This window comes from Saccharibacillus qingshengii, from assembly GCF_013185195.1.
GTDB lineage: Bacteria > Bacillota > Bacilli > Paenibacillales > Paenibacillaceae > Saccharibacillus > Saccharibacillus qingshengii.
Genome location: NZ_JAAZWC010000011.1, coordinates 142,232 through 167,637, shown reverse-complemented (window position 1 = coordinate 167,637; position 25,406 = coordinate 142,232). Strand labels below are relative to the sequence as shown.

The following is a 25,406-nucleotide window of genomic DNA, read 5'->3' as shown; positions in this document are numbered from 1 at the left end:
CAAATGTCTAGGCTGGAAGTCTACACACGAATCGTTTCAGGACGAAGTGTTGCACTTGGATTGACAATCCGTCTTGTAAATAAAATCTTTCCCCGTATTATAAGGCGGATCAATATAAATGCACTTAACCTTCCCCAGATAAGACTCCTGAAGAAGCTTCAGAACCTCCAGATTATCTCCTTCTATGTACAGATTCTCCGTCGTATCCCAGTTCATACTGTCTTCCTTTACCGGGCGAAGCGTTTTGTCGATCGGCGTGTTCGCGTTCAAGATCGCTTCCTTTTTCCCAGGCCAGGTCAGCTGATAGCGTTCTTTATCCCCTTCGACCAGGACATCAGACAGCTCTTGCTTCAACAGCTCGAAGTCGATCGCTTTTTTGAGTTTCCCATCTTTCCCCAACGTCTCGGTCACCAGCTGCGGAAATAGTTCTCCCATCCGCTCAATATTACGCGCGGTCAGATCCGGTGATGTCATGTTCAACTTTTCCATGGATTCCCCTCATCCTCTAATTATGATCAAAAGTAAAAGCGCATTTCCAACGCAAACTCCTTACAATTTACCGTCTTCCTCTGCCTTATCCGATTTTTCTACAAGGCCTTTGTATTTAACCCCGTTATACACAATTGTCAGGTTCGTCTTAAAATTCTCTCCGGCCACATGTAACGAAATATCTGTATCTTCATTTTCCCATAGTGAAATCATCCGAAGGTCACCGGTAGCCAGCGCCATTCCCCACTCTGCACGGGGTTCATCGCGATAAAGATCTCCTGACCAAAGTTCCTCGTTCTTTATGGGTGCTCCATACTTTTCCGTTAGCGAAGATTGAAGGTTGTCGTAGTCTTTTATATATTGATTTTCGTTCATATAACTCTCCGACAGAATATAAGCGCCGGAAACTAACTGATCATCGACGAATTGGTAGTAAACAGAAAAATCAAGTCCGCCAACTTCATCTTGATACAAAAGAACTTCTTCATTTTCCTGCATCGGTTGCGAACCTTCCGCAGCAATAACTTCTTTCATCGACATTCCCCAAATCGTATTACGAAAAGTAGGATTCTCTGTCTCGATAGAAGAAGCCTCAGGCGCTTGCTCTTCTGAAGCCTTCTCGGCAGATAAGGATGCAGCTTCCGTTTCATTTGTCGTTCCGTTCGTTGGCTTCGAAATATTCGAAGATACAGTAGGTTCGGATGTGGCTCCGCAGCCCGTCAATCCAATAGCTGCTAGCACTACAATTACGCCTAATTTTTTCATATTGCCCCCCAAATAGTACTTGAGTAGAATATCCTCCTTCCAATTGTACTATCCAAAAAGGATTTTATAAATAAAATACTTTTATAATGGTAACTGCATTTCCGATCAATTTACCTACCCTCAATATTGAGGTGAGTCAAATGTCGGATTTTTTGAAATTAGTCGGAGAACAACTGAAGAAAATACGGGATTCTAAAGGATTAACCCAAGCCCAAGTCGCCGAGCGTACAGGCAAAGAAGGGTTCAGCAAATCGCGGGTATCCGATATCGAACGTGGACAGACAAATATTTCGCTCAAAACATTGGAAACGTTAATGAAGGCGCTCGACATCTCTCCAAATGAGCTGTTCAACTTCGAAGACTTGTACATGGCTCAGGATATCGAGGACAAAAAACTGATGGTGGATTTACATAAGTACATGCTCATGGAACGAGATCTGGACGAGGTGAAGTATGTAGTACGAACAACGAAGGATTTTCTGGAGACCGTAGACGCCAAGACAGCGGATCGGAATAACAAAAAGAACAAATAAAAAGACAGGAGAGCTTGCGGCTCCCTGTCTTTTGCTTATTCAAGCCTATAATTAGGATTCGTTGTCTATCATTAGATAAGGATAGCTGCCGGGCGCTTGTCGGATTTCTTCTGCTAATTGTTCGTATGCAAGAGACAGCACTACTGTTCGAATACGCTGCGCTTCAGGATCACGTGGCTCTATAAATCCGGCTGCGATCCATCTCTTTACTTTGTCTCGCACCGCACGCTCTCCGACTCCCAACATTCTTCCGATTTCTGTATTTGTAACGAACTGCTGCTTGAAAACAAGATGACGAAATAAGGCTCGCTGCTCCACCTCAAGCCTTCGTATGAGTTCGGGTTCAACTTTCAGCAGTTCGCTGTTTTTTCGTTTTACGATTTGCGCAGCTTCTTCGTATACCTCGCCCAGACCGTCCAAGAAATAATCCAGCCAAGGCGTCAACATGGCATCATGACGACCAAAATAATAATTATGGTGCAGTTCCATTTGGAGTTTTCTATAATATTCATTTAGATTGCGATCATAGAAGTTTTCAAGAACGAACAGCCCTTTCAGACCATAACCGTTTCTACGAAGCAGGTAGGTTGCAATCATCCGGGCAGTCCTTCCGTTCCCGTCCATGTAGGGATGAATCGTAAGGAACTGCCACATGGCAATGCCCGCTCGAATCGGAGCAGCTAGACCGATATTTTGCGGAGAGTTGAGCCAAGCAACCAAGTCTTCCATCAGAACCGGAACGTCCTGCGGCTCAGGAGGAAGATAAAATCCGGACTGATTGCGGTCGCCTACTTTATTCTGTTCTTCTCGATATTCACTTATTCTTGCACGGCGGCCATGAGTGACTTTAATTACAGCATGAAGCTTTTTAATCCATTCTTCGGTAATGGGAAGTTCTCGTCGCTCAGAATCGTCCAGAAACTCAATAGCCTTCATCAAATTGTAGATTTCCTGCTCTTCCTCATTCGCACTATTTCGATATAACACTTTTCGTTTCTCTTCTTCGCTTAATGTATTCCCTTCCAGCTTTGTAGACAACAGAACGGTCGTTTCTTTCGCTTCCCTTTTTAAATCATCTAATATAGAGGCCGGAAGAGGAAGCTGTTCGACAGTAACACTAGCTCTTTCGATCTTAAGCAAGTTATTGACCATCGATAAAGTAATCATAAATTTAGGTTTAAACATCGTATCACCTCCTGTATATTTTATCATTTTTGCCGCTATTTTTCCTCTAAATAAAAAATATTGTTTATATTCGGACATATTAACCGTTATTTGAAATTTGTATACCGCTTAATCCTGCTAATTCCTGCTGCTTCTTCCGAAGCTCCATATTCAACTCCACCTTACGATTGAACTGCTTCTCCCGCCGCATCTTTGCTTCGAGCCGGTCGCATTCCCGTTGCAGCGCTTCGATCCGGGCCTGACGCTCCAACAGTTCTTCCAGTGGCAGTTCACCGCCTTCAGCATCCTGCTGCTCTGTAATCGCGACTCTCGGCTCGTCCGCGCCGCCAAGTCGACTCCCGTCTTCCGCTAATACCAGGCTGCGCACGATATGCTCGTACACCGCCTTCAGATTCAAGCCCCGCAGCACCTCGAACGCCTCTTCCTGTCCCGAGCCGTCCGTCGTTGAATCATCTGTTCTCCACGGCGTCTCGTGATAAGAGCGTATGACGCTCCGATTCTCGTCGCTGCCGCTGCGCTCCTTGTAAGCGATCGCCAGCTTTTCCTCGCTTTCGTAGCGCAGTACATAAAGAATCGGATACGGGATTGCCCGGTCGATTGCGCGCAGAATCTCAGTCGAATATTTGCGCTGTCGCAGTTCGATCTCGAATATTTGAATCTCTTCAATTCCGTCCGCAGGCTCCAAGTGCACGGTCCGAGCGGATAAATTGTGGGCCCAGACTACCGAATCGACCTGCTCAACAAACAGCTCTTTCAGATTCGAACCGGCTTGCAATTTTTCATAAAATTTGGTTTTGGGAATTTTGCGGCCGAACCGGGTTCCTGGCGGAAGTTTGAACCTCATGATTCGTTCCTCCGCGCCACCGACGACTCGACTTCAGCCCCAACTTCTGTTCCGACCTCCCGAATCACCACAAAGTTCAACAGCTCGAAGTCTTCGATTCCGCGAATTGAATCCAGTAGTGCCGTCGTACCGCCTGCGCTAAACAGACTATCCAGATCGCCTTCTTCCTTAACCTGCACGATCGACAAAATGGCATCTTCCAACAACTGCGAGTAATGTCCCATTTTCCGCCCATCCCGAGTCTCTGCGTTAAAATCGGCATAAGCTTCCGCAACCGGTTCTCCCTGCCCCCGACAAAGCGCCCTCAACACATCCAGTGTCTTTTTCACGTCCAGATGATTCGTCACGACTTGTCCGCTGTCCCCAATGTAGACCAGATAAAAAGGATGTAGTCGGTTCTGCCGCTTGGCGTCGAGCGCTTCATCGATATTGCGAAGCACGAACACGACGCCCGGACGCGTGATTCCTTTACTCGCATCAGTGCTCACAACCGCATGCAGACCGCCCGGAACTTCGTCCATCTGTCCATGCTCTTTGACATAGTTGACCAGATCCATCCGAAAATCGTTCAACCCCAGATCGGTAATCGACACTCCAGTGTCCATCTGATCCAGATCGACCACTTCTTCTTGCAGCCGATTCAACTGCCGTTTGCGGTATTCCAGATCGCTGGAGCGATTGAACAGCACATTGTCGTCGCCCGTCGCCGTCATATCCATGATGACCATCCGATTCTCCACGCGGCTTTTGAGCTTGATATATTCGTCTAGAGACAGATTCGGCCAGAAATTGACAAGCTGAATCGCTTTGTTGCGCGAACCGATCCGGTCGACGCGGCCGAACCGTTGAATAATACGCACCGGATTCCAGTGGATATCATAGTTAACCAGATAATCGCAGTCCTGCAAGTTCTGACCCTCGGAAATGCAGTCAGTCGCAATCAACAGATCCAGTTCGCGCTTCTCGCCGGGCATCGTTAGATGTTTTTCTTTGGAACGCGGCGAGAAGCAGGTCAGCAAGGTATGAATATCGCTGCGCAGCCCGGCCGTATTTTTGTTCTCGTCGCTGCCTGTGATTTTGGCGGTGTCTATTCCATATTGTTCTTTCATATAAAGCGAAAGATGCTGGTAGAGGTAGCCCGCCGTATCGGAAAACGCACTGAACACAATCACTTTACGATTGCCCACGTTGATCGGTGTCCGGATCTTGTCGTCGATAATGCTTTTGAGCACACTTAGCTTCTTATCGTGTTCCGGCGTTACCTTTACCATTTCTTCGTACAGTCCTGATAGAACGGCACGATCATGCGCCAGGTCTTCTTTCCAGCGCAGCAGGTCGATATCCGCCAGATTGATTTTGACGTTTTTGCCGATGCTAAAGTCCTCGTCGAGCCAATCTTCATCGTCGAGATCCGCTTCCTCTGCCTCCGAGTATTCAATATCGTTCGCTTCCCGGCTGCGCTCGTACTCTTCTACCCGCTGCAAATTGCGCTCTAGGTTAGCTATGATCTTGGACAGGGTCAGGCGAAACGACTCCACGGAGCTTTCCAGCCGCTTGAGCAGATTAATCCGCATCAGAATCTGCAAGCTGCTTTCGCGGTCTCTTTGCTTCAGATTGCCGCTGCCGCCTCTGACACTCGTATCATACAGATTTTCGTAAAAGCTCATTCGGCTCGGCTGGATATATTGAAACGGCGCATAGATGCCCAGGTTGATACGTGACAGTTCGGCGAAAATCACATCGTATCCCGGTACATCGGAACGGTCCGTAATCGCGCAAGCCTGGGACAGCGGGACAAGCCGTTTTGGGAATTCGCCAATCTCCTCCGTGTTATAGTATTTCTGAATATGCGTACGCGAACGAGCGATGGTCAAGCTGTCCAGCAGCTCGAAAAAGTCGAAATCAAGCATTCCCAGCAGTACCGAAGTGGTCCGCTGCTCGACCTCAAGTTTTGACCATTGATTAAAAGCAGACTGGGCTCTTTTGAAAATATCGTCGATCCCGCGTTCAGTGCCCAGCTTCTCATTCATCTGTTCCGGGTTGCCTTCGTACGCAAGGGCAAGCTGGTTGCGCAGATCCATGAAGCGGTTGTTGACCGGCGTAGCCGACAGCATGAGCACTTTCGTCCGCACGCCGCTTTTGATCACTTTGTTCATCAGTTTTTGGTAGCGAGTTTCTTTGTTCTTTTTGGCCTCATTGTTGCGGAAGTTATGAGACTCGTCGATCACAAGCAGGTCGTAGTTACCCCAATTGAGGCGGTCCAGCGGCATGCCGTTGGAAGATCCTTTTTCGCGGGACACATCGGTGTGATAAAGCACGTCGTAACGCAGTCGATCCGCAGCCAGCACATTATTGTTCACCGGCTGCCGATAGGTCAGCCAGTTGTCGCCAAGCTTTTTGGGACAGAGCACCAATACGGACTTATTGCGCAGCTCGTAATATTTGATCACACCGATCGCACTGAATGTTTTGCCCAGACCTACGCTGTCCGCAAGAATGCAGCCGCCGAATTTCTCCAGCTTGTTGATCGAACCGAGCACCGCGTCTTTTTGAAACGGATAGAGCCGATTCCAGATCGCGCTCTCTTTGAAGCCCGTCGCTTCATTAGGCAGTACATCTTCACTCAGATCCGACAGAAATTCATTAAATATATTGTAAAGAATCGCGTAATAGACGAACTCCGGCGAATTTTCTTTATATACCGAAGAGATTTGCTCAGCCACTTGTTTCGTCACGTCTTCAAGTTTTTCTTTATCGTTCCAGAGTTGATCGAACAACCCGATATAAGTCCGTGTGGCTTCTGGCTCGTCGAATCGATTAACCATATTGGTCATCGCTCCACCTTTTTCGTAACCCAGATCTTCCCGAGCAAATCCTGCCAGCGGCATATAAGACACGGCGGCATCCATAGACTGTACGTTCATCATGCCTTGCATCATGCTTTGAGTCCGATTAGACTTGAACGTCGCTTTTTTGCGAATCCATTCTCCACATTCCCGGGCGATCGCTTTCTGATTGAGTTCGTTTTTTAAGCGAATTTCAAATTCCGTGCCGTATAGACTGCTTTCCCGATTACGTTTGGGTATGTAAAATTCCCGTTTTTCTTTGGACTGTTTCTCCGCAACGAAGGTCGGAGAAGTGAAAATGAAGCGCACTTCATCCACCTGCTGCAGCTCTTTCATTAAAGCTTCGTAAGCGTATAAGGAAAAATACGAAGCGGCGATCGAAACCTTGCTTCCTTTTTGCAATGTTTCTTTGAGATCGTCTCCAAGCCGTTCGCTAATATTATTGATAATTTTCATTTATTCCCACCTCTTATAAGAATACTAATCAAACAAATTCCCGTTTGGCAAGTACTTATGAAGAGGCGTGAGCCTTAATCTTATAAAAAATCGACCCTCTTGCGGAGATCCAGGTCCCTTATCCTGATTACTGAAGCTTCTCAAAATGATTCTTCACTTTAAACAGGTGTTATATAAGGATCGATGATCCTGGCGATCGGACTCGGCATTTTCCATTGAATCCGGCCGAAAGAGCGCAGAATGACCGGGTACCCCAGCAAAAACCTCAGGGTGGCTTTTATATCTTGAAAACGTTTTATTTTTATGTCACAATTGGTATGTTTTTAAGTTCCGCCCAATACGAGGAGGAAATAGCCATGAGAACCATCAAGCTCGGAAGCAGCAATCTCGATGTACCGGTAGTCGCGGTCGGCTGTATGAGAATCGATTCCCTGGACAAAAAAGAAGCGGAAACGTTCGTGCAAACGGCACTCGACGAAGGCGCGAACTTCTTCGACCATGCAGACATTTACGGCGGCGGCAAGTGCGAAGAAATCTTTGCCGAAGCGGTACATATGAGCACGTCGGTACGCGAGAACCTGATCCTTCAGTCCAAATGCGGCATCCGCCAGGGACAGTTCGATTTCTCCAAAGAGCATATCCTGTCCTCCGTCGACGGCATTCTGCAAAGACTGAATACCGACTACCTCGATATCCTGCTGCTGCACCGTCCCGACGCTCTGGTCGAACCCGAAGAAGTGGCCGAAGCGTTCGATAAGCTGGAATCTTCGGGTAAAGTGCGCCACTTCGGCGTGTCCAACCAAAAACCGATGCAGATCGATCTGCTCAAAAAATACGTGAAGCAGCCGCTGGTCGCCAATCAGCTGCAGCTCAGCATCACGAATGCCAACATGATCTCCAACGGCGTCAACGTGAACATGCTGATCGACGAGTCGGTCGACCGCGACGGCAGCATTCTGGATTACTGCCGCCTGAACGATATCACGATTCAGCCGTGGTCGCCGTTCCAATTCGGATTCTTCGAAGGCGTGTTCCTCGACAACGACAAATTCCCGGAACTGAACGCGGAGATCAACAAGGTCGCGGAAGCTCACGGCGTGAGCAATACGACGATCGCGATCGCATGGCTGCTGCGCCACCCGGCCAATATGCAGCCGGTGACAGGAACGATGAACGTGCAGCGGATCAAAGACTGCATCAAAGCCGGTGAAGTGAAGCTGTCCCGCGAAGAATGGTACGCCATCTACCGTGCGGCCGGCAACAAACTGCCTTAAGACATTCGCAATTACTGATCCGATCGCAACCGATTCAAGGCTCAATCCCTAGACCGGGCAACGACTGCGCGGCTGTATCCGAATATCAAAAAACCTGCCCGTCCGTCCCGGCTGCGTATCCGAAGATACACAGCCGGGCGGCGGCAGGTTTTTTGGCGTTTGCAGGTTACGACCCGCTTATGCGCTTGGTTTGTAAGGAAGGAAGCCGAGTCCCGGAGAACGTCTACAATTCCGGGTGCAGGATCTTCGCCTGCGGCTTGACCGGTCCGCTATGTAAGGCAATCTCGTATAATTCGACCAGGCGCCGGCCGACCGCATCCAGATCGAGCCCCAACGCCAATTTCCGGCCGTTGGCGGTAAGATCCGGCAGCGTATGCCCCGCAATCCCCCGGATGCCCCGCTCGAACGCGTCCAGATCACGCGCCTTGTAGACGGTTCCTCCGTCTTCCAGCCACTCGGCGTAGATCGGCAGGTCGCGCACCAGCACGGGGATTTCCGCAGCCAGAGCTTCCAGCAGCACGATGCCTTCCGTCTCTTCGTGGGTCGCGAACAGAAACAGATTGCTGCCGCAGTAGGCGTCGCGCAGTTCTTCCCGGTTCACGTAGCCGGGAAAATGCAGGTTCGGCAGCTTCGTTTCCACCGCTTCGCGAATCTTCGGCGGCACCATGTACAGCGGCGTATAGCCGAACCAGTAGAATTGATGATCCGGCATCCGCCGGGCCAGCTCCACGAAATCCAGCACGCCTTTGCGCTCGATATAATGTCCGACCGACAGCACGACTTTCGCCTCTTCGCCTAGACCGTGCTTAAGGCGGAAACGGCGTCCGGCTTCTGGATCCGGCGCAAAAAACGCGCTGTCCACCCCGTTCGACAAACTGACGATCGGATTGGTCACCCCGTAGTTTTGGATCAGTCCTTTGGCGTATTCCGTCGGTGTAATGAGCAGATCGGCACTGCGGTAACAGCGCATGATCCAACGTTTGAACAGCGGTGCCGCCAGGTTCGAACCCCGGAAGGAATTGCGAAAGTCTTCCATGGTCGAATGCGCATGATAGACGACTTTTTTGCCTTTTCGTTTCGCTCTTTTCGCCATCCGCAGGGAATCGGGGAAAATGGTGTTCAGATGCACAAGATCGTAGTCCTCTTGCTCGTTCATCGTGTAATCGATGCCGAGCCTCTCCAGCGCTTCGCGCTGGTGGCGCACTGCCTCGCCGACTCCGCTTCGGCTTACCGTGTCCAGCGATCCGGCATACAGCAGGATTTTCATATTTGTTTCCTTCCCTTCTTCACATTCAAGCGATGCCGAACAGCTTCGCCGCCCAGGTAATCGCCGCGCTCAGACCAAAGCTGTAAGCGGCGATCGCAAGCGGTTTGCCGAGCAGGATAATCGTCGTAAAGCGGCGCAGCGTCATCTTCGTCGTTCCCGCCAGGTAGCACAGGAAATCGTCCGGCGCGACCGGCATGAAGATGCCTACGGCAAACAGATTGTTGAAGCGGCGGCCTTCCGTCCAGTGTTTGTATTTGGCTTGCAGCTTCGGACTGAACATGCTGTCCAGAATAGGGCGGCCGTATCTTCTCGCAAGCAGGAACGCGGCCAGCGAACCCAGGCAGATGCCGATATAGTTATAGAAAAATCCGGCCAGCGGCCCGAAGATCAGGATGCCGCCTACGCAGCCGATCCCGCCGGGCAGAATCGGAATGATTACCTGCACGGCCTGGAATACAACGAAGATCAGCGGCGCCCACACGCCAAACCCCGCGAGAAACCCTTCCAGCGAAGCTTGGGAAGTGAAGATCCCCGTATAGAAACCGTAAACGATGCAGGCTGCACAAGCAGCCAATCCGGCAGCGGTCGTGGCGTTCATCATATAGCGCATCGAGAAAGACTTCAAGGCCAATCCCTCCGATCTGTAAATAAGGAATGCGTTGCACATGCAGCTTATCCGTCATGCCGTCAAGCGGAAACCGGCTACTTGATCGCAGCCATGATAAACGGCCGGCTGGTCTCGGGCCGGTATAGGGCGGTGGCCCGAACGTAGATTTGTTCCGCACTCGTCCCGAATGCCGAGGACGAGTAACGTTCCAGGGCAAGCTTGCGGGCATTCTCGCCCAATTCCTCGAGCAGACCTTCTTGATGAAGAGCCGCCGTCAGCGATTCTTCGAACTGCTCGAACGTATCGTACTGCCAGCCGTTGACGCCGCTGTCGACCACGCCGCTCAGGCAGTCGTCGCGGCGGCACAGCACGGGCACGCCCGAAGCCATCGCTTCGATATAGGTCAACCCCTGCGTCTCGCTGTTCGACGCGCTGACGAACAGATCGCCCAACTTGTAGTAATCCGCGATCCGCTCCGGTTGAACCATCCCCGCGAAGACCACGCGATCCTGCAGATCCAGTTCTTTGGCATACCGTTCCAGCGCCTGGCGGTTCGGCCCGTCTCCGACCACCAGCAGTTTGAGATGGGGCTGGCGGCACTGCGAGACAAACCGCAAAATCTCTTCGAGGTTTTTCTCCTTCGCCAGCCTTCCGACCGAAACCAGCACATGATCTTTTTCGGACAGTCCGAAGCTTTCTCTAAGAACCAAGCGACGTTCCGCAGACAGTTCCGCCTGGAATTGACTCAGATCGACGCCGGTCGGCACGACATGAATATCGCCCGGTACGCCGTATCCCTCAAGCAGGCTGCGGACTTTTTGCGTAGGCGCCACCACACTCTGCACATGCTTGAGCGTACTGCGGGTAAACAGGGCAACGGCGGCCCGCCCCCAGGTGCGGCTCGGCGAGAAGTAATGCGTGTAATCTTCGTAAACCGTATGGTACGTATGAACGATCGGGATTTTCAGCTTTCCCGCTATGTATCTGGCCATGCGGAACGTACTGAATTCGCACTGCGAATGAATGACGTCCGGTTTCCAATCCAGCAGATCCTGCAGCTCACGGCGGTGCACGCGCAGTGCGGTGCGGACCCCCGGATACAGCGCCTTGACGGAGCCGATATAAGTAATATCTTCCTGCACAAACGAATGCGCGTCCGGCGAAAGGGTCAGAATGCGAACTTCATGCCCGTTCTTCTCCAACTCGCTTTGCAGATTGACCACAGAGGTGACAACTCCATTGATGATCGGTCGGTAGCATTCGGTCGTAATCAAAATTTTCATACCCGTCCCTCGATTTCGATAGAATTTTGACCGTTGGGAATGCCATTTATGATTATATCTTCTCTATTTAAAATACATTCGAATTCCTGATTAAACAATCCTAAACAATTGTTAACATATTCGGAGATCGTCATTTTCTTTTCTTATTAACGTGCGCAGCCCCCTTTCCCCCTGCGAGGCAGCAGAAAAAGACCGAAGCTTATGCTCCGGTCTATTCTTGGCGCGTCTGCAAAAAGCTCAGCTCAGCCGATACACCGCAAACGGTTCGCCCCGGCGGAACGGCTCGCTGATCTCGTCCAGCTTCGCGAACAGTTCCGCATCCGCTTCGAACGTTGTACTCGCCAGATTCGCTTCCACCTGCTGCGGATTCGTGGCTCCGGCGATTACCGTAGAGACCGCAGGGCGGCGCATCAGCCAGGCCAGCGACAGCGCGCTTGGGGTCGTACCGGCTTCCGCCGCCCATTCGCCGACCCGCCGGCCCAGTTCCAGATAGCTGTCGTTCATAAACCGGTTGAAGTTCGGATCGGTCTCGGCGCGCGAACCTTCGGGAGCCGACCCGCCGCTGCCGTATTTGCCGCTCAGAATGCCTCCCGCCAGCGGGAAATACGGAATAAGCCCGATCTCCTGATCCAGACACATCGGAATCAATTCGCGTTCCGGCGTACGGTCCGCGAGCGAATAGCTGGTCTGGCTCGAGATATACCGAACGAAACCTTCCCGTTCACTGATCCCGAGCGCTTTCATAAATTCCCAGGCCGTATAATTCGAAGCGCCTACATAACGGACTTTGCCCGAAGAAACAAAATCGTCGAGCGTGCGCAGCGTCTCTTCAAGCGGCGTATAAGGGTCAAACGTATGGATCTGGTACAGATCGACATAATCGGTCTTCAACCGCTTCAGACTGCTCTCCAGCTCCTTCTGCAGGTGGCGGCGGGACGAACCCCGCTCGTTGGGGCCTTCGCCGCGCGGCAGGCCCGCTTTGGTCGTCAGTATAGCCCGGTCGCGCCGGCCTTCCAGCGCTCTGCCGATGATGCGTTCCGATTCCGTGCCTGCGTAGATATTGGCGGTATCGATAAAGTCGATGCCGCCGTCCATCGCCGCGTGGATCACCCGGATCGACGTCTCTTCGTCGGCGCGCTTGCCGAAAGCGTTGGTGCCGAGACCGAGTTCCGAGACGTACAGACCGCTGCGGCCGAGTCGATTATGCTTCATGGTCATCTTCCTCCCGATACCGGATAGCCGAACGTTCAAGTTCGGGGCAGAACTTTAAGGACTTAATCTCATATAGACGTCAATTCCGTCTTCACTGTCGGTGACGAAGCCAAAACGTTCGTACAAACGGCGGGCCGGACTGCCCTGCAGCACATTCAGACGCACGGTTTCGTTCTTCGCTTCGCCCAGCACCCGACGCAGCACCCGCGTGCCGAGGCCGCTTCCGCGGAAGTCGGCATGCAGATAGAAATGTTCCAGCAGATAGCCGCCGGAATCCGGCTTAAGCGCGATGCAGCCGGCAAAACGGCCGCCCTCCTCCACGATGCGGGTATACTCCGGTATAAAAGAGCGCCGGAATCGTTCCCGCACTCCCTGTTCGTCGTAGCGCCCCAGACGATTCAGGGATTCGAACAGCGCTTCTGCGCGCAGCTCGGCAAGCCGGTCCGCATCGGACGCAGCCGCCTGCCGCAATGTAAGCAAATTCATCTCTCTTTGCCTCCTTGTGCCAGACCGGGATTCTGCCCGACCGCAGTCAGTTCGCCCAATGTCCCGGGCGCTCCAATCCCGGCGGAAGCAGGGTCGACGCGTCCCCGCGGGCCGCGTTCACCTGCACCTGCGTCAGGAACAAGGCGCCGGTCAGATTGGCGCCCCGCAGATCGGCATCGCGGAAATCGGCGCCGATCAGGTCCGCTTCGCGCAGATCCACGCCGCCCAGATTGGCGGCGATCAGGTAAGCGCCGCGCAGGTTCGCACCGCGCAGATCCTCGCCGCGCAGATCGGCGCCCACCAGGTCCGCGCCGCGGCCGATGGCCGGTTTGCGGCCCTTGCGGCCGCCTTTGCCCCCGCGCGGGTTCTGACGCCCGCGCGCCGGCTCTTCGCCGCGCGATGCCCGGCGCCGCAGCGCTTCGGCCCGAACGAGCTCGCTGCCTTCGAGCAGCAGCCCGTTCACTTCCGCGCGCTGCACGGAGACGCTCAACTGCATGAGAGCGTCGGGTTCAAGCCGGGTAAGACGCTCGATCTCCGCGAGCTTCTCACCCAGCTGCGGATGGAGCTTCGAGGCCGCAGGGCGGCCAAGCAGCTCCGTCAGGTACAGCATCAGCTCGTGAAGCTGCCAGACGATCGGCAGCACTTCGAACATGGCGCGCGCCGTCTCCGGACGCTCGCGCCAGCTGACCCCGCCGTAGGTCTGCTGCGAGACTTTCTGGCCCGCACCGAAGCAGTCGTAGACCGTGCAGCCCCGGAATCCGCTGCTTCGCAGCTTCGTATGAATGCCGCAGCGGAAGTCTTCCCGCAGGTTGCGGCACGGTTCGCCTGCCGCTTTGTCGATCGCAAAGTCGACCGAAACCGCGAACGGCAGCGCCGCACAGCAGAGACCGAAGCAGTTCTCGCAATCTCCCCGGAACGACTGACGGAAGTCACCCGGACCGTTTCTATGATCTGTCGAATCCATCTTCATCCGTAAAATCCTCCAAACTTTTCGTTTGCCCAACTTTCGATACCTGGAAACGTTCGTCCTCTATCTTAAAACAACCGCCGCCGCAACCACAAACCTTTTGTCGGGAACGGGAACAAAAAAGCCTGCCGGGCGACAATTCGCCCAGCAAGCTTTTTCGATTCCAGCATCGACCAGTCATCGTGATCCGTTTCGAAGGTCTTTCTTCTCTTCCAGTGGGCTGCGGCGCAGCCAATCAGGCTTTGCGTACGAATTCCGACTTCAGTTTCATCGCGCCGAATCCGTCGATCTTGCAGTCGATATCGTGGTCGCCGTCGACCAGGCGGATATTCTTGACCTTCGTCCCGATCTTCAGCACGGACGAACTTCCTTTGACTTTGAGGTCTTTGATTACGGTCACGGAATCGCCGTCTTTGAGTTCGTTGCCGTTGGCGTCGCGCACGATCTTCGTGTCGGCCGCGCCGTCCGGCTTTTCCGCTCCCGGCGTCCATTCGTGCGCACATTCCGGACAGACGAGCAGATTGCCGTCCTCGTATGTGTATTCGGAATTGCAGGCCGGGCAGTTAGGCAGTTCATTCATGGGTTTCATTCCTCGTTTCCATCGCATTCGTTCTCTTCATGGTGCCATATTCGCAGGCCGCTTCACAAGTCGTGCAGCCGACAATCCTTCGACATTTCGATGTCGGTAGACGCTTGTCTCCGCTTACTCGGCTTCGGTCAACGTTTTGGCGGCTTCATAGAAAATGTCTACGGCACGCGCAATATCCGCAGGATCCGACCATTCTTCCGGACAATGGCTGAGTCCGCCGCGGCTCGGGATAAACAGCATGCCGACCTCGGTAAAATCGGAAAAGATCATCGCATCGTGCCCCGCTCCGCTGTTCAGCGGGCGAGATTCGATTCCCAGCGCGCCGCTGCTTTGCTCCAGTAGGTCCCGCACTTGGCTGCTCATCCGCTTGGGCTTGATGTACAGCTGGCGTTCGACGTCGATCTCGATGCCATCCCCCGCCGCAGAACGCGCCAGCGTCTCTGCTTTATCGAGTATGCCCAGCACGTCTTCTTCGCGTCCCGCACGCAGATCGGCGGTAAAGACGACGCGGTCCGGGATCACGTTCGCTCCGTTCGGAAAAACGTTCAGTCGGCCGACCGTCGCGACCGTCCCGTTCCCCTGCTCCTTCGCTAGCTCCGGCAGCTGCGCCACGATCTTCGAAGCGGCCACCAGCGCATCGGCGCGCCGCTCCATCGGCATCGTCCCGGCATGGCCGGCACTGCCGCGTACGGTGACCTGAATCTGGGTCAGACCGACAATCGCCTGAACGATACCGATCGGAATACCTTCTTCCTCAAGGATCGGCCCCTGCTCGATGTGCAGCTCCAAGAAGGCTTTGATACTTTCTTTCTCCCGTTTGCCGGGCAGAGACGGATCCAGTCCGATCGCGCGCATCGCTTCGACCGTCGTGATCCCGTCCTTGTCTATCGTCTGGGCAAACTCCTCTTGGGAGATTACGCCCAGCATGGCGCGCGAACCGAGCAGTCCTCCGATAAACCGCCCGCCTTCCTCTTCGATCATCGCCACCGCTTCGAGCGGGTACTTGGGCGTCAGTCCGTTCTCCCGAAACAGCCGGGCGACTTCAAGTCCTGCGACCACGCCCGCCGGACCGTCGTACGAGCCGCCGTTTGGCACCGAATCGAAATGCGACCCGATCAGAACCCTCGGCGCCCCTTCGATCGTACCTTCCAATCGGCCGAAAATATTGCCGAAGCCGTCTTCTCGCACCTCTAGTCCGTATTCGGTCATCACTCGCTTGATGTACTCGCGCGCCTGAAGATCCTGCTCGCTGTACGTCAGGCGGGTCGTTCCCTGTCCGGGAGTCGACGTAAATTCGCCGATCGCTTCGATATGCCGTTCGATTCGCTGCCGCAGGTCATCCGTGTACCCCATTTTTTCGCTCATTTCAACCTTCCTCCGTTCCTGCCGCTTTTTTTATCATTTCTATCCGGTCTATTGTACAGCCTTCTCTGCAAAAAAAGAGACGCTCCCTGCATTTTCTGGGTAAAGAAAAGTAGCAAGCATATTCCAACCAGAACGGGGGAGCCTCTTCGTGAAGCAGGCCATGATTATAATGAATCCGTCTTCAGGCAAAGAGAAGGCGCTGGAATACGTCCGTAAAGTCGAAGATGCACTGCGCGACGAAGCCGGATACGACGTCGTGATCAAAGAAACGACCCAGGAACTCGATGCGACCAAATTCTGTGTGTCCGCGTGTCAGGACAAGTTCGACCTGGTGGTGTCGGTCGGCGGAGACGGCACTCTGCACGAGACGATCAACGGGCTGCTCGACCAGCCGCACCGGCCGAAGCTCGGCGTGATTCCGCTCGGAACCGTCAACGATTTTGCCCGGGCGCTGAATATTCCGCTCGATCCCGATCAGGCGATCCATACGCTGAGCTCGACGCGTCTGCGCCGTGTCGATATGGCACGCGTCAACGATCAGCTGTTTGCCAATGTGGTCGCTGCCGGTTCGCTCGCCGATGCGTTGTCTTCCGTCACTTCGGAAGAGAAGTCCAAGCTTGGCGCACTCGCGTATTTCAAGCAGGGGGCCAAAGAACTGCTGGGCAGTTCGACTTCGCCGCTGACGATCACGCATGACGGCGGCACCTGGGAAGGCGATGCGCCGATCTTTATCGCCGCACTCACCAACTCGGTCGGAGGCTTTGAGAATCTGGCACCCGACGCTTCCGTAGACGACGGACTGCTGCACTGTTTTATCCTGCACGATCTGAACATTTTCAATACGCTGACCGCCGGGGTATCTCTCCTGCTCGGCAATCTCAAAGGCCACAAAGATGTGGAATACTTCACGACCAAGCGGGTAAGCGTCTCGTCTTCCCAGCCGGTCAAGACCAACGTCGACGGCGAGCCGGGACCGGCCCTGCCGATCGAGCTGCATATCCTGCCTTCGCATGTGCAGGTTGTCGTTCCGGAAGATTCGGAGACCGCCTGAACGGATTGAATTGAGCAGAACGGAAATATTGAACACAACAAAAGGCGGCCGCCAAGGTCGCCTTTTGTTGTGTCTTCTACCGAAAAAATCGTTAGCGATAGACCAGTTCTCCCCCGCGATCTTGCATCATCTGCTCCAGTTCCAACCACGCTTTCGTTCCCGGTTCGGCTTGGCTTCCGGATAACCGCACCCATTTGAGCGCCGGCAGATTCAGCAGCAGGCTTGGATCGGCGAAAGAGGTCTTGGAGAGATCGAGCCGCTCAAGCCCGGTAAGCGTCGGCAGGAAATCCCAGTCTTTGGGCTTCAACAAAGTAACATCGAGATTTCTCAAACGATACATGCCTTGAAGCGGACGAAGATCTTTGACTTTCGTGCCCCAGATCCACAGCAGCTCAAGCAGCGGGAACTGTTCGCCCACACCTTCGATCGAAGCCAGCTTGGATTTCTCCACGTAGAGAGTTTTCAGCATCGGACAGACGCCCATCTCTTTTAAGGTGGTGATGCCCGATCCCCGCAGCCTAAGCTCTTCGATCGCGGGATGCTCATGGAAGCCGCCGAGATCCGAAGCCACGCAGAAATTGGCATCAAACACCCGCAGCCGGGAAAGTTCGGCTGCATGGGACAGGTCGGTCAGCTTCTTGGGTGATATCAACAGTACCTTCTCGACGTTCGGAAACACGTGCAGCGAACCGAGATCCGCAAGCCGGCAGGTCTGCGCGCCAAGCTGAAGCTCGCGGACCGTCGGAGCCGGCTCGTAGTCAGGAACGGATACCAGGTCGTCGAAACGAAGCTGCAGTTTCTCCAATGCGGGAGGCAGCGCGGACGGGCTCTCGTAATTGAAGCGCGACAGACTCAGCTCCCGTACGCGATGCAGGGCAGACAGCAGCTCCTTCGGAAACGCCTGCACCAGATACGTCAGATGCAGCGTCTCGAGCCGGCTCAAGCCGGCGATCGCTTCGATCCCGTGCTTCACTGTCGTCTTGGAGACAAAACTGAGGTGACGCAGATCGGACGCCGCTTCGAGACCCGACAGATCCGGAACGGTCATTTTCGAATCGGTCGTACCGAACTCCAAACGCTGCAGCCCGGGGAATTCCCGCAGCGGCTCATAAGTGGAGATGAGGCGCGGCTGCATGATTTTAAGCGATTCCAGTTCTTGCGGCGAATCCGGCTCATGAAAAAAAGCATATTGGCGGTACTTCCCGATATACGCATCCGCTTCGTTAAGAAGAGCCCGCTTCGATTGGTCGTAATCGGCAGCGCTCGCCACCCGGCCGACTAAAACCGAATCTTCGGGGAGCGGACGCCGGATGTCGATTTGGGGCGGCTGCTCCATCTCCATCCCTCCTCAGCCTTTGTTCGCCGTCAGTTTCTGTGCCAGTGCAGTCATGTCCTGTCCCTGCAGCGCACCCGCCACGAGTTCCGGCAGCATGCCCGGCGTGCACGCGAAGCAGGGTGTGCCGTCCCGGGACAGCTGCTTCGCCAGGCGCTCATCGTAGAACGGGCGGCCGCTGTCGGAGAGTGCCAGCAAACAGAGCGTGCGCACGCCGGATTCTCGCATCTCGCGCATCCGGCGTACCAGCGCCGACTGGTTGCCTCCTTCGTACAGGTCGGTGACCATGATGAACAGCGTCTTCTTCGGATCTTCGATAAAGTTCTCGCAGTAGGCGACCGATTTGTTGATATCGGTTCCGCCGCCGAGCTGGATGCCGAACAGCATATCGACGGGATCGTCGACGCACTGCTCGGTCAGGTCGACCACTTCCGTATCAAATACGACGACGCGCGTATCCAGTGCCGGCATACTGGCGAAGATCGCGCCCGTCACCGAAGCCCAGATGACCGAATCGGCCATCGAACCGCTCTGGTCGATATCGAGAATGACCGTCCACTCCTTGCTGCGGCGCGCCCGATCGAAATAATAGAACCGTTCGGGAATCAGAATCTTGCGTTCGACATTGTAATGCTTGAGATTGCGCTGGATCGTCCGCTTCCAGTCCAGACCGCTGAGCGAAGGCAGCGGCGTATGCTGCCGCTTGTTCAGCGCACCGGTGACGGCACGCTGCATGTCTTCTTTCATTCGGGCCATCAGCTCGTCCACGACCGCTTTGACCAGCATCCGGGCCGTGTCTTTGGTTTTCTCGGGAATCTTGCCTTTGAGCGCCATGAGCGTGCCCACCATCTGGATATCCGGTTTCACCGAAGCCAGCAGCTCCGGCTCGAACAGCAACTGCTTCCAGCCGCGCCGCTCGATCGCATCGTTCTGGATGATCGAGACGACGTCTTCCGAGAACAGGCTGCGTACGTCGCCCAGCCAGCGGGACAGATTGACGGACCCCCGCCCTCTGCCTGCCGTACGTCCGCCGGAGCCGCCGCCTGTGCCGCTGCCCGAACCGCCGCCGGCCGGGGAGGCGCCTTCCGTCGTATCGTCGTAGATCGCCGCAAGCGCGGCATCCATGATCGCTTCTTCTTCGGTGAGGTGCAGTCCTCCCGCCCCGCTCATGCCTTCCAACTGTTTCTGGGCCGCTTCGCCGAGAATCAGACGCCAGCGCGAAACGGAATGTTCGGCCGGGCTGCCCGAAGGCGATGCCGATTCTCCCGTGCCCGCTGCGTTTTGTTCTTCGATCGGATCGTCAGGGTTGTTCATCGAATTCGTCGTGTTATTCACCATATCAAAAGTCCCCAAAGTCGAAATCGTTCAATTCATCCAGCATCTTGTCCTCTTCCTCCTTCAGTTCCCCGGTCAGAATCTCTGCGGTCTGTTCCGTGTTGACCCCCCACAGCTCGCCCAGCATCTCGGCGATCATCGTCTTTTCATGCGCCGAGAATGAGCTGAATGCCCGCCGCAGGAACACGAGTGCCCGCTTGAACTCTTCATCGTCCAACGAATGGATATACCCGTTCAACTGCTGCCACAGGCTCATCCGCGACAGCAGGGCGTAGCGGTTGCGCATGGACAATCCTTCAAACCACCCCGCGCCGAGTTCGGACGGAATACCGGGCGACAGCCGGCGCGAGACTTCCGCGGCGCACTGCTCCGTATCCATCTCGCCCCGCTCAAGCAGCAGTGCGCAGGCAAAGCCGGACAGCTTCGGATTGCGGTCATCGCGTTCGGACAGACTGTTCAGTTCGGCCGACCAGAGCGGCACGTCGACCGCATCGTCATGTTCCTGAGCGATCCGGTTCAGGTCGCTTATGGCCGACACCATGCCGTAAGCCGCTTCGTCGCTGCAGTTCGCGGCATCGACCAGATACAGGCAGCCGCGGTAGAACAGCTGTTCCATCAGCGGAACAAGCGGCCGGGTGTCCGCACGCCGGACATCGCCGTAGGCGATAATGCCCGACAAGCGGGAAGCCGCGGCGGCGATCTGCGCCACATCGCGGCTGTCCGCGGCCAGACTTTGAAGCACGCGGCGGCCGTCTTCCATCTGCGCGGTCATGCCGCAGCGGACGGAAACTTCGATCAGCTTGGAAGCTTCGGAGATCGAGGTGCAGGCTTCGAGCCGTTCCCGCAGCCGGTAGGCGCAGGCGATCTCGATCGTCTCGCCGAGCAGGGTGGACTCGACGACCCGGATCTCGGCTTCCGGCGTCCACTGGATGATCCAGTCTTCGGCCCAGACGGCCCGGTCCGAAGCAGCCGGCCTGGAACGGACAAACGGAATCTCCAACAGTTCCAGACGATGGAACAAGAAAGATCGGTTCAAGTCGAGGAATGCGGCTTCCTGCGAAGAAACGCGCCGATTCTCGCGCAGATCGAGCGAGAGATCCGCCGCGACCGCAGTCTTGTACTTGGTCAGCTTGAGCCGTTTCAATTCGCGGTTCAAGTCGTCTTGCAGAGGCGTCTGGCTGACGCCTTCGGCCAGGCTGCCGATCTGCGTCCCGATATCGACCCGGGCCAACGCTTCGGCCACGACCGACAATTCTCCGCGCCCCAGCAGGGTTTGCGCCGAGTCGCGCAGCTCCTGCAGCGTCGGCGCACTGCCTCCGTGCAGCGAAGCCAGCCCTTCGGCCAAGCGGACTGCCTCGATGACCTCGGCGGTCGAACGATGCGTACCGGCGGCGCGCAGATTCCGGGCCGCCGTCGACAGATACAGCCGGGGCAGTTCGTCCGGCCGTCCGGCCTCCATCGCTTCCCACATCAGCTGATAATAATGCGGAGCGTTGTTGCCCGCCCCGTAACCCGACAGGCTGGACAGCCGATAGTACGAATACGGCATCAGCGTGAGCTTGGCGCTGCGAATAGGCATCGCCGCAAGTTCCTCGTCACTCATCGCGCCGGCCGCGGGTTCTTCCAGTGCCGCTGCATGGTAAGCGCCGCAGACCACCACGATCTTCGCGGGATCGTGTCCGGCTTCGATTGCTTTGAGAATCTGCCGCCGCATATACGCTTCGCGCACATGGTTATAGGCGTGTTCCTGCGGCTGCTCGGATCGTTCGCGATCTTCGCCGAGGGCGCGCATTTCGGCCGAAAAGGCCAGAATCGAGTCGCGGTACGTATCGGGATTGGCATTATGCTCGTAATGACGCTCCCAGTACGTCTCGTAGTCGTGCTCGTCCGCCATCTCGGCGATCCGTTCATAGAGCGAACGGCCGGCGGCTCCGGCTTCCTGTTCTTCCACGCCTTCCGCCTCCAAGGCCGCAGGCGCACCGGAAGACGGCAGACCGCCCGGAAGATCGGGCTGCCCGGAACCTTCGGTTTCCGGGGATTCGGAACGTTCCGCTTCCTCCTTCGCACGGCGCTCCGCGCGTTCTACGGCGCTTCGGTGCCGCAGATCCTGAAGCGCCAGTGCCGCGCCGGAAGGCAGATCGATCATTTCGCACAGCGCGCCGTTCTTGGCAGACCAACGCATGGCCTGCAGCTCGGGCGAATAAATGGCGAACGGCCAGAGCGCTGTTCGTACCGGCATTTCATCCGTGAAAGCCAGTACCGCAACCGGAGGAACCGTCGAAGGCTGGACCAGATCGCGAATGAGGGACGTAGCGTCGGACGGACCTTCGATCAGGACCGCCGTAGGTTTGACGCGGTCCAGATACTGGAGCAGATGGCGGGCACCGCCGGGGGAGAGGTGCCGGACGCCAAACACGGAGATCCGGACGTCGGACGCGGTATTCACTCGTTCATCTCCCTGCACGCCTGATACAGTCCGCGCCACTCCGATCCCCGTTTCTTCATGACGTTGTCCAGGTATTCTTTCCAGACCAGCTTGTCTTTGTCGTCGTCTTTGACGATCGCTCCCTGCAGGCCTGCGGCGAGATCCTCGTCGGTCATGTCCCCGCTGCCGAAACTTGCGGCCAGCGCCATGCTGTTGGTCAGCAGCGAAATGGCTTCCGCTGTCGATATCACGCCGTTCGGCGACTTGAGCTTCTCTTTGCGGTCGAGCGTCATGCCGCTGCGCAGCTCGCGGAAGATGGTCACCACTTTGAGCAGCGCTTCGTCGGCGGGAGGCGAGGCTTGAAGCTGATACGAAGCAGCGATCTCGCTTACCCGCTTCTTGACGATCGACAGCTCCGTCTCCAGATCGGACGGCGCGGGCAGCACGATGATATTGAAGCGCCGCTTGAGGGCCGCGGACATTTCGTTGACGCCGCGGTCGCGCGTATTGGCCGTCGCGATAATCGAGAAGCCTTTGCGGGCGCTCGTTTCGCTGCCGAGTTCCGGTACGGACACCGTTTTCTCCGACAGGATCGAGATCAGCGCATCCTGCACTTCCGACGCGCAGCGCGAGATTTCTTCGAAGCGGGCTACGCTGCCGCCTTCCATTGCCCGCATGATCGGACTGCGCACCAGCGCTTCCTGCGTCGGACCGTTCGCCAGCAGCATGGCATAGTTCCACGAATACCGAACCTGTTCTTCGCTTGTGCCGGCCGTGCCCTGCACGACAAGACCCGAATTGCCGCTGACCGCGGCCGTCAAATTCTCGGACAGCCAGGATTTGGCGGTGCCCGGCTCGCCGATCAGCATCAGCGCCCGGTCGGTTACGAGCGTGGCAATCGCCATCTCGACCAACCGTTTATTGCCTATGTATTTGGGCGTGATGTCCAGTTTGCCGGCTTTGCCTCCGGTAATAAACGTCAGTACGGCGCGCGGCGACATCTGCCAGCCGGGCGGAACTGCCCCTTTGTCTTCTTTTTTCAACGCCTCAAGCTCCTGCTGGTACAGAACTTCCGCCGGCAGGCGCATAGCCTCCTGCTCTTGCTTTTTTGCTGCTGCCATTCGTTCATTCTCCTCTCGATTGCAAGATGGGTGCGACAACTCGAAAATGAAGCCGGTTTGTCCGCCCGCACGGCCGATTCTTCGGTACCGCCGGGCGGACGCGCCGTTCGTGTGACAAGAGGAAGCTGCGGAATTATTCGTCCGAAGCGGCTTTCTTCCGGAGCGAATGAACGACTTCCTGCATCGTTTCCTTGAGATTCTCGAACCGCATATGTACGATCAGCGGTTCCAGACGGTCTGCGGCCCCCGCGGCAAAACGGGCCGGGATCTGGGTCAGACGCTCCGTTTCCCCGTGGTAGATGCTGTAGACTTTTTTCCAGTCTTTGTTTTCCATCCAGCTCATCAGCAGTTCGTACTTGGTCTCTTCGTCATAGCCGCCCGCATCAAGCGCAATGAAAATATAATGCTCGTAATAACTGTTGCTCGTATTCTCGATTTGTTTCTTCAGGTAAGGCAGCAGCTTCGGATGTCCCGGGGCCGCCAGGCCGGAGACCAGTTCGAGATCGTTCCGGTCGATGACCCAATCCAGCCAGCGGGGATCCCACTGCGTTTCGATGGTCTCCTGCGGAAGGCGACGGCGAACATAATTTTCGTAGACATGGATTTCTCCGTGCAGCGTCTCGATCAGCTTCTTCTGGACCGCCTGGGCTTTCTTCGATACGGCCGTGCGCAGAAGACCCCGGCCCGAACCGGCATACCGGTCGTACAGTTCGGCAGGCGAACGCCGGCTCTTGGTCGCATGGAAAGCATAAGGCAGGAAATCGGGACTTTGCTCTTCCAGGGCGTACAGCACTTCAAGCGCTTCTTCGGTATCGGATTCCTTCAGGTAACCGGCGGCCTGGCTCAGCGTACGGAATCTTTCGGCATAATCCAGGCGTCCCAGCGCAGGATAATCGGACTGGTTCGCACCGAGATCCAGATACAGCCGCGCAAGCTCCGGATGCTTCGCATAACGGAAAGCGACCGTGAACGGCTCCAGTTCGCTCCACAGCTTGTCCTTGCTCTTGCGATCTTCTTCCCCTGTATATTCCTGGCGCAGCTTCTCCGCGTAGAGCGGAATCAACCGCTCGAGCATCTCTGCGGCCGGGGCGGCTCCGACCGCTTCGGCGGCCGGCATCGCATCCTTGCCGGTAAACGCTTCGTAGAGCCGGTCGCGCGCGGCTTCGGAATTGCGTACGGCCAGTGCCGCCAAGGCGCCTTCGCGCACCGGCTTTTTCTTGTCCAGCGACCATTCGATCAGACGGTCTTCGAAATCCGGATGCGATCCCAGGCAGGCGATGGCCGCGGCCCGCACTTTGTCCGAGCCTTCCTCGGCCGCTTTGACCAGCAGGTTCAAGGTCCGGGCATCCTCGGCATCGACGCCCAGCTTCCGGATCACTTCCAGCCGTCGCTCCTGCTCGCGGCCTCCCTGAATATCCAGCCCTGCCAGCAGGTAAGGCACAATGACCGGGCCGTAGGACGGCAGGATATAACGGACGGCGTAATCGGCCAGTTCCGCGTAGGGATCGTTCAACGCCTTCATCGCGAACGGGAACAGACGCAGATCGCGGAACAATCCGTCCCGATGCGCTGTCGTTACAATCTCGTAGCGTCCGCCGCCCGAGGTGGACAGCGCATTCTGCACTTCGGCCAGCTGCCGGTACGAATGGGCCGTCGTCAGGTCGGTCAGTCCGCTTTCTTGAAGCTTCTCTTCCTTCAGACCTTCCACAGCGGTGGCTCCTTGTGTCGACAGCACCGAATTCAGCAGCAGCGAGACGTCCTGAAGCTTGGAAGCTCTGGCTTCCGCTTCGGACGGTCCCGTCAGTTCCGCGATGCCTTCGGCCAGCTTCTTGAACACCGGCGCGCGTTCTCCGAGCTGGGCAAACTTGGGTTCGATCCGTTTCAGGCGGAAATCGTCCGCCGCCAGGTCGCTGCCCGCGATATAGAGGCGGCGCAGTTCGCCCTGGAGTTCCTGCAGCAAAGTCGTACTCATT

General features: G+C 55.7%; 20 protein-coding genes and 1 pseudogene. 3 read left to right on the top strand and 18 right to left on the bottom strand.

Going from position 1 to position 25,406, the window contains the following annotated elements:
* Positions 1 to 66: 66 nt before the first annotated feature.
* Positions 67 to 489, bottom strand: a pseudogene (locus tag HRQ60_RS11945) (site-specific DNA-methyltransferase); the annotation flags it as partial.
* 60 nt (positions 490 to 549) lie between these two features.
* Positions 550 to 1,254, bottom strand: coding sequence for a putative periplasmic lipoprotein (locus HRQ60_RS11940; protein WP_172196041.1), 705 nt, complete (start codon positions 1,252 to 1,254; stop codon positions 550 to 552).
* An 86-nt stretch (positions 1,255 to 1,340) separates the two neighbouring features.
* Between HRQ60_RS11940 and HRQ60_RS11935 the strand changes: the two genes are divergently transcribed.
* The gene (locus HRQ60_RS11935; RefSeq protein ID WP_246281286.1) at positions 1,341 to 1,787 is read left to right on the top strand and encodes a helix-turn-helix domain-containing protein; all 447 of its coding nucleotides are present in this window, start codon (positions 1,341 to 1,343) and stop codon (positions 1,785 to 1,787) included.
* 51 nt (positions 1,788 to 1,838) lie between these two features.
* On the opposite strand, the gene HRQ60_RS11930 is transcribed toward HRQ60_RS11935, so the two are convergent.
* From HRQ60_RS11930 to HRQ60_RS11920, 3 genes are all read right to left on the bottom strand, one after another.
* On the bottom strand, positions 1,839 to 2,972 hold the full coding sequence (locus tag HRQ60_RS11930; protein ID WP_172196040.1) for a Fic family protein: 1,134 nt from the start codon (positions 2,970 to 2,972) through the stop codon (positions 1,839 to 1,841).
* A 79-nt stretch (positions 2,973 to 3,051) separates the two neighbouring features.
* Positions 3,052 to 3,816: a DUF4391 domain-containing protein gene (locus HRQ60_RS11925; protein ID WP_172196039.1), complete on the bottom strand. Its 765-nt coding sequence runs from the start codon at positions 3,814 to 3,816 to the stop codon at positions 3,052 to 3,054.
* Complete coding sequence (locus HRQ60_RS11920; protein WP_172196038.1) at positions 3,813 to 7,118, bottom strand: helicase-related protein; 3,306 nt, start codon at positions 7,116 to 7,118, stop codon at positions 3,813 to 3,815. The genes HRQ60_RS11925 and HRQ60_RS11920 overlap by 4 nt, the downstream gene beginning before the upstream one ends.
* Before the next feature lie 356 nt (positions 7,119 to 7,474).
* Here HRQ60_RS11920 and HRQ60_RS11915 point away from each other — a divergent pair, with 356 nt between their 5' ends.
* Positions 7,475 to 8,392 (top strand): aldo/keto reductase, encoded by a 918-nt coding sequence (locus HRQ60_RS11915; RefSeq protein WP_172196037.1) that lies wholly within the window; start codon positions 7,475 to 7,477, stop codon positions 8,390 to 8,392.
* Between the two features lie 223 nt (positions 8,393 to 8,615).
* Here HRQ60_RS11915 and HRQ60_RS11910 read toward each other — a convergent pair whose 3' ends face one another.
* From HRQ60_RS11910 to HRQ60_RS11875, 8 genes are all read right to left on the bottom strand, one after another.
* Positions 8,616 to 9,659: an LTA glycolipid anchor biosynthesis glycosyltransferase, IagA/BgsA family gene (locus HRQ60_RS11910; protein ID WP_172196036.1), complete on the bottom strand. Its 1,044-nt coding sequence runs from the start codon at positions 9,657 to 9,659 to the stop codon at positions 8,616 to 8,618.
* Positions 9,660 to 9,684: 25 nt separating this feature from the next.
* On the bottom strand, positions 9,685 to 10,284 hold the full coding sequence (locus HRQ60_RS11905) for a TVP38/TMEM64 family protein (protein ID WP_172196035.1): 600 nt from the start codon (positions 10,282 to 10,284) through the stop codon (positions 9,685 to 9,687).
* Positions 10,285 to 10,361: 77 nt separating this feature from the next.
* Positions 10,362 to 11,549, bottom strand: coding sequence for a glycosyltransferase family 4 protein (locus HRQ60_RS11900; RefSeq protein ID WP_172196034.1), 1,188 nt, complete (start codon positions 11,547 to 11,549; stop codon positions 10,362 to 10,364).
* A gap of 237 nt (positions 11,550 to 11,786) precedes the next feature.
* Positions 11,787 to 12,761, bottom strand: coding sequence for an aldo/keto reductase (locus HRQ60_RS11895; protein WP_172196033.1), 975 nt, complete (start codon positions 12,759 to 12,761; stop codon positions 11,787 to 11,789).
* 54 nt (positions 12,762 to 12,815) lie between these two features.
* Positions 12,816 to 13,247 (bottom strand): GNAT family N-acetyltransferase, encoded by a 432-nt coding sequence (locus HRQ60_RS11890; RefSeq protein WP_172196032.1) that lies wholly within the window; start codon positions 13,245 to 13,247, stop codon positions 12,816 to 12,818.
* A gap of 46 nt (positions 13,248 to 13,293) precedes the next feature.
* On the bottom strand, positions 13,294 to 14,211 hold the full coding sequence (locus HRQ60_RS11885; protein WP_172196055.1) for a pentapeptide repeat-containing protein: 918 nt from the start codon (positions 14,209 to 14,211) through the stop codon (positions 13,294 to 13,296).
* A gap of 238 nt (positions 14,212 to 14,449) precedes the next feature.
* On the bottom strand, positions 14,450 to 14,794 hold the full coding sequence (locus HRQ60_RS11880; protein WP_172196031.1) for a zinc ribbon domain-containing protein YjdM: 345 nt from the start codon (positions 14,792 to 14,794) through the stop codon (positions 14,450 to 14,452).
* Positions 14,795 to 14,917: 123 nt separating this feature from the next.
* Positions 14,918 to 16,168 (bottom strand): Zn-dependent hydrolase, encoded by a 1,251-nt coding sequence (locus tag HRQ60_RS11875; RefSeq protein WP_246281285.1) that lies wholly within the window; start codon positions 16,166 to 16,168, stop codon positions 14,918 to 14,920.
* A gap of 148 nt (positions 16,169 to 16,316) precedes the next feature.
* Here HRQ60_RS11875 and HRQ60_RS11870 point away from each other — a divergent pair, with 148 nt between their 5' ends.
* Complete coding sequence (locus tag HRQ60_RS11870; protein ID WP_172196030.1) at positions 16,317 to 17,219, top strand: YegS/Rv2252/BmrU family lipid kinase; 903 nt, start codon at positions 16,317 to 16,319, stop codon at positions 17,217 to 17,219.
* A gap of 91 nt (positions 17,220 to 17,310) precedes the next feature.
* Here HRQ60_RS11870 and HRQ60_RS11865 read toward each other — a convergent pair whose 3' ends face one another.
* The 5 genes from HRQ60_RS11865 to HRQ60_RS11845 all read right to left on the bottom strand — a co-directional run bounded on the left by HRQ60_RS11865 (position 17,311) and on the right by HRQ60_RS11845 (position 25,405).
* Positions 17,311 to 18,555, bottom strand: coding sequence for a leucine-rich repeat domain-containing protein (locus HRQ60_RS11865; RefSeq protein WP_172196029.1), 1,245 nt, complete (start codon positions 18,553 to 18,555; stop codon positions 17,311 to 17,313).
* 12 nt (positions 18,556 to 18,567) lie between these two features.
* Complete coding sequence (locus HRQ60_RS11860; RefSeq protein ID WP_246281283.1) at positions 18,568 to 19,890, bottom strand: VWA domain-containing protein; 1,323 nt, start codon at positions 19,888 to 19,890, stop codon at positions 18,568 to 18,570.
* Position 19,891: 1 nt separating this feature from the next.
* Positions 19,892 to 22,333, bottom strand: a complete 2,442-nt coding sequence (locus HRQ60_RS11855) for a DUF5682 family protein (protein ID WP_172196028.1) — start codon at positions 22,331 to 22,333, stop codon at positions 19,892 to 19,894.
* Positions 22,330 to 23,433 (bottom strand): AAA family ATPase, encoded by a 1,104-nt coding sequence (locus HRQ60_RS11850; RefSeq protein ID WP_172196027.1) that lies wholly within the window; start codon positions 23,431 to 23,433, stop codon positions 22,330 to 22,332. The genes HRQ60_RS11855 and HRQ60_RS11850 overlap by 4 nt, the downstream gene beginning before the upstream one ends.
* Before the next feature lie 133 nt (positions 23,434 to 23,566).
* Positions 23,567 to 25,405, bottom strand: a complete 1,839-nt coding sequence (locus tag HRQ60_RS11845; protein WP_172196026.1) for a HEAT repeat domain-containing protein — start codon at positions 25,403 to 25,405, stop codon at positions 23,567 to 23,569.
* Position 25,406: the final 1 nt, after the last annotated feature.

Coding starts and splice junctions, on each gene's coding strand:
- HRQ60_RS11925 (WP_172196039.1), bottom strand. CDS start 3,816: ATGAGGTTCAAACTTCCGCCAGGAACCCGGTTCGGCCGCAAAATTCCC.
- HRQ60_RS11860 (WP_246281283.1), bottom strand. CDS start 19,890: ATGGTGAATAACACGACGAATTCGATGAACAACCCTGACGATCCGATC.
- HRQ60_RS11935 (WP_246281286.1), top strand. CDS start 1,341: ATGGTAACTGCATTTCCGATCAATTTACCTACCCTCAATATTGAGGTG.
- HRQ60_RS11910 (WP_172196036.1), bottom strand. CDS start 9,659: ATGAAAATCCTGCTGTATGCCGGATCGCTGGACACGGTAAGCCGAAGC.
- HRQ60_RS11890 (WP_172196032.1), bottom strand. CDS start 13,247: ATGAATTTGCTTACATTGCGGCAGGCGGCTGCGTCCGATGCGGACCGG.
- HRQ60_RS11930 (WP_172196040.1), bottom strand. CDS start 2,972: ATGTTTAAACCTAAATTTATGATTACTTTATCGATGGTCAATAACTTG.
- HRQ60_RS11920 (WP_172196038.1), bottom strand. CDS start 7,118: ATGAAAATTATCAATAATATTAGCGAACGGCTTGGAGACGATCTCAAA.
- HRQ60_RS11895 (WP_172196033.1), bottom strand. CDS start 12,761: ATGAAGCATAATCGACTCGGCCGCAGCGGTCTGTACGTCTCGGAACTC.
- HRQ60_RS11865 (WP_172196029.1), bottom strand. CDS start 18,555: ATGGAGCAGCCGCCCCAAATCGACATCCGGCGTCCGCTCCCCGAAGAT.
- HRQ60_RS11915 (WP_172196037.1), top strand. CDS start 7,475: ATGAGAACCATCAAGCTCGGAAGCAGCAATCTCGATGTACCGGTAGTC.
- HRQ60_RS11940 (WP_172196041.1), bottom strand. CDS start 1,254: ATGAAAAAATTAGGCGTAATTGTAGTGCTAGCAGCTATTGGATTGACG.
- HRQ60_RS11845 (WP_172196026.1), bottom strand. CDS start 25,405: ATGAGTACGACTTTGCTGCAGGAACTCCAGGGCGAACTGCGCCGCCTC.
- HRQ60_RS11885 (WP_172196055.1), bottom strand. CDS start 14,211: ATGGATTCGACAGATCATAGAAACGGTCCGGGTGACTTCCGTCAGTCG.
- HRQ60_RS11850 (WP_172196027.1), bottom strand. CDS start 23,433: ATGGCAGCAGCAAAAAAGCAAGAGCAGGAGGCTATGCGCCTGCCGGCG.
- HRQ60_RS11875 (WP_246281285.1), bottom strand. CDS start 16,168: ATGAGCGAAAAAATGGGGTACACGGATGACCTGCGGCAGCGAATCGAA.
- HRQ60_RS11880 (WP_172196031.1), bottom strand. CDS start 14,794: ATGAATGAACTGCCTAACTGCCCGGCCTGCAATTCCGAATACACATAC.
- HRQ60_RS11900 (WP_172196034.1), bottom strand. CDS start 11,549: ATGAAAATTTTGATTACGACCGAATGCTACCGACCGATCATCAATGGA.